Source organism: Paenacidovorax caeni (genome assembly GCF_001298675.1).
In the GTDB taxonomy this organism is placed as follows: Bacteria; Pseudomonadota; Gammaproteobacteria; order Burkholderiales; family Burkholderiaceae_C; genus Paenacidovorax; species Paenacidovorax caeni.
In genome coordinates this window covers 1-3384 of the sequence record NZ_CYIG01000093.1, presented here as the reverse complement: position 1 = coordinate 3384, position 3384 = coordinate 1, and the positions used below count along the sequence as shown (strand labels likewise).

The 3384-nt window shown below is 66.2% G+C and carries 3 protein-coding genes; all 3 read left to right on the top strand.

Annotated features, from left to right (window positions below; all coding sequences use genetic code 11):
• Positions 1-129: 129 nt before the first annotated feature.
• The 3 genes from BN2503_RS18670 (at position 130) to BN2503_RS18660 (ending at position 3112) form a co-directional block, all read left to right on the top strand.
• Positions 130-738: a GMC family oxidoreductase gene (locus BN2503_RS18670; protein WP_139235595.1), complete on the top strand. Its 609-nt coding sequence runs from the start codon at positions 130-132 to the stop codon at positions 736-738.
• Between the two features lie 10 nt (positions 739-748).
• Positions 749-2239, top strand: coding sequence for a coniferyl aldehyde dehydrogenase (locus tag BN2503_RS18665; RefSeq protein WP_082366680.1), 1491 nt, complete (start codon positions 749-751; stop codon positions 2237-2239).
• Between the two features lie 252 nt (positions 2240-2491).
• A complete protein-coding gene (locus BN2503_RS18660; RefSeq protein ID WP_054258091.1) occupies positions 2492-3112 on the top strand; it encodes a bile acid:sodium symporter family protein in 621 nt (206 codons plus the stop codon).
• Positions 3113-3384: the final 272 nt, after the last annotated feature.

Genomic DNA, 3384 nt, shown 5'->3' with positions numbered 1-3384 from the left:
CAGCTGCGCGCGCGCCAGGCCCAAATGCATACTGCCTCCCAAGCTCTTGCCATTGAGCGGCAAGCGAGCGCTCAACCTTCCTTGGCCGAACGTGTTTCGAGGCCCAAAACTCGTGCCATACTTGGCCTCATGCGGTTGAATTTCCTATCCGTTTTGCACGCCAGCGACATCGAGCTCGAATTCGTTGCCGCCATCGTCGAGGACCACAGCCGCAAGCTGCACTGGGGCCACGGCTTTGGCCTGCATGTCACGCTGACGCGGCCGCAAAGCCGGGGCGAGGTGCGCCTGGCCAGCAGCGACGCGCGCCAGAGCCTGCTGATCGACCCGCGCTACTTCAGCCACCCGGATGACATGCCGCGCCTGGTCAAGGGCGTGCAGAAGTCGCTGGCCATCATGAACGACGCGGCGCTGGCACCCTGGCGCGGCAAGATGCTCTCTCCCATCAGCGCCGACGACCCCGCCGGCATAGAGCGCGAGCTGCGGCGCAGTGCCGACACCGAATACCACCCCGTGGGCACCTGCCGCATGGGGCCGGCCGACAACCCCGCCGCCGTGGTCGGGCCGGATCTGCGCGTGCACGGCTGCACCGGGCTGCGTGTGGCCGACGCCTCCGTCATGCCGAACATCACCACCGGCAACACCAACGCGCCCAGCATCATGATCGGCGAGAAATGCGCCGACCTGCTGCGCGCCGCCGCCCGCTCTTCCTCCCCCATTTCCGCCCGCTCTTTCGCGTAAAGGCCAGCCCATGCACAACGACGCCCAGCACCTGTCCCCGCCGCCTCAACGGCCCAACGTGCCCACCGTGCCCGCCCACATCCCCCAACCCCTGCGCGACTGCTTCGCAGCGCAGCACGCCGCCTTTCAAAAGCAGCGCTGCCCCAGCCTGGCCGAACGCCGCGCCGACCTGCGCGCCCTGCACCGCCTGCTGGTGGACAACCGCGAGGCCCTGGTGGATGCCGTGAACCGCGACTACGGCTGCAGGAGCCGCTTCGAGACCCTGATGACCGAGCTGTTGCAGGCGCAGGAAGGGCTGCTCGACGCCATCAAGCGCCTGCCGCGCTGGATGCGGCGCGAGAAGCGTTCGCTCGACATCAGCCAGTACCCGCTGGCCAGCGCCTGGGTGCAGCCCCAGCCGCTGGGCGTGGTGGGCATCGTCGTGCCCTGGAACTTCCCCATCGCCATGGCCGTGCAGCCCATGATTGGCGCGCTGGCGGCGGGCAACCGGGTGATGGTGAAGATGTCGGAAAACTCCGCCCACCTGGCGCGCCTGCTGCAAGAGGTCTTGCCGCGCTACTTCGCCGCCGACAAGGTCAGCGTCTTTGCCGACCGTGGCGAAGACGGCGCCAGCATAGGCCCGCTGTTCACACAACTGCCGTTCAACCACCTGTTCTTCACCGGCTCGCCCCAGACCGGCCGCGCCGTGATGGCCAACTGCGCGCCCAACCTCACGCCCGTCACGCTGGAGCTGGGCGGCAAGTCGCCCGCCATCGTCGCGCCCGGCTACCCGCTGGACAAAGCGGCCGAGCGCATCCTGTGGGTCAAGATGCTCAACGCCGGGCAGATCTGCACCAATGTGGATTACCTGTTTGTGCCCCAGGGGCGCGAGCAGGCCTTCATCCAACACGCCCAGCGCATCGTGGCCCAGCGCTACCCCAATCTGCTGGGCGGCGAGTACACCGCCATCATCGACCAGCGCCAGTACGACCGGCTGCAGGCCATGCTGCAGGATGCCATCGCCCAGGGCGCGCAGGCCGTGCCGCTGGCGCCGGGGCAAAGCGGCGACGCGGCCCGGCGCATCATGCCGCCGGTGGCGCTCTTGAACGTGCACGACGGCATGCAGGTCATGCAGCGCGAGATCTTCGGCCCTATCCTGCCCATCCTCAGCTACCAAAACCGGGACGAGGTCACGCAGTACATCAACGACAGGCCGCACCCGCTGGCGCTCTACCTGTTCAGCCACGAACGCGCGCTGCAGCAGCATTACCTGACGCAAACCCTCTCGGGCGGCGTCACGCTCAACGACACGCTCTTGCATGTGGGCCAGCACCACCTGCCCTTTGGCGGCGTGGGCAACAGCGGCATGGGCCACTACCACGGGCACGAGGGGTTCCTGACGTTCTCCAAGCTGCGCCCGGTGTTCCAGCAGGGGCCGATCCGCACCGTCAACTTCCTGCAGCCGCCCTACGCCGGGCTGGCGAGCAAGGTGCTGGACGTCATGCTGTGGAGAAACCGCTGACCGGAACGCCTTCGCCCTCTGGGCTTGTGTATGCACACATCTTCTGATAGCACGCAACGCTTATTTGGCACGGGCTTTAACTCCCTCGCCCCCTTGGGGGAGAGGGTGGGGGTGAGGGGGTGCCGCGCCCGCTTTTACGACCCTCACCCCTGCCCTCTCCCGCCAGCGGGAGAGGGAGCAACAGCCGCCAGGCCCGGCCCACCAAGAGATCAGGCCCGCTGAGATTGGCCGGCCACAAAAAAAGGAGACACCATGCAAGGCGACATCGTTTCGAGCGTGCTGCTGCCGCTCATCCTGGGTTTCATCATGTTCTCGCTGGGCCTGGGGCTCACGCCAGGGGACTTCCGGCGCATCCTGGCGCAGCCGCGCGCGCTGCTGGTGGGGGTGGTGTGCCACTTCGTGCTGCTGCCGCTGGCTTGTTATGGGCTGCTCACGGCCGTGGGCATCGGCGGCGTGTTCGCCGTGGGTTTCATGATTCTGGCGGCCTGCCCCACGGGCAGCACGTCCAATCTGCTGACTTACCTGGCGCGCGGCGACGTGGCGCTGGCCGTGAGCTTCACGGCCGTGGCCAGCGTGCTCACCATCTTCACCCTGCCGCTGGTCGTGACCTGGTCGCTGGGGCATTTCTTGGGCGCGGCGCGCGCCGTGGATGTGCCCGTGGGCCAGATGATGGGCCAGGTGGCGCTGGTGCTGGGCCTGCCGGTCAGCCTGGGCATGTGGGTGCGCCACCGTTTCGGAGCCTGGGCGCGGGGCTTCGAGCCGCGCGCCACCAAGGTCATATTACTATCTTATCGCTTACAGGAAAAGTTGCAAGCCTTCCGCAGGGGCACCAAATTTTTCAGCCGCCCAAAGCGCAATCACTACCGCCGCTGATGCTGCAGTCTGACGATCAAGCACCTTTGGATCTGCCTGGAAGGCGATCCAGCTTCATGAGTTGCATCAAGTTGACCGATCCGTTCTCCCTATGAAAGGGCCCGCAGTCCTGCCTCACCCGGCAAGTTTCGGGGTCTCCTCGTTTTCAGTGCAATAAGTGACGGTACGCAAAGCTAGCACTGGCGCGGGGGTGGTCTGGGTAGACCGTTGATTTCATTGACTTTCCTGTTCGCTTTGTAAACGGGTATGGTGGCCTCCCACTTTTGAGGTTC

Coding starts and splice junctions, on each gene's coding strand:
- BN2503_RS18670 (WP_139235595.1), top strand. CDS start 130: ATGCGGTTGAATTTCCTATCCGTTTTGCACGCCAGCGACATCGAGCTC.
- BN2503_RS18665 (WP_082366680.1), top strand. CDS start 749: ATGCACAACGACGCCCAGCACCTGTCCCCGCCGCCTCAACGGCCCAAC.
- BN2503_RS18660 (WP_054258091.1), top strand. CDS start 2,492: ATGCAAGGCGACATCGTTTCGAGCGTGCTGCTGCCGCTCATCCTGGGT.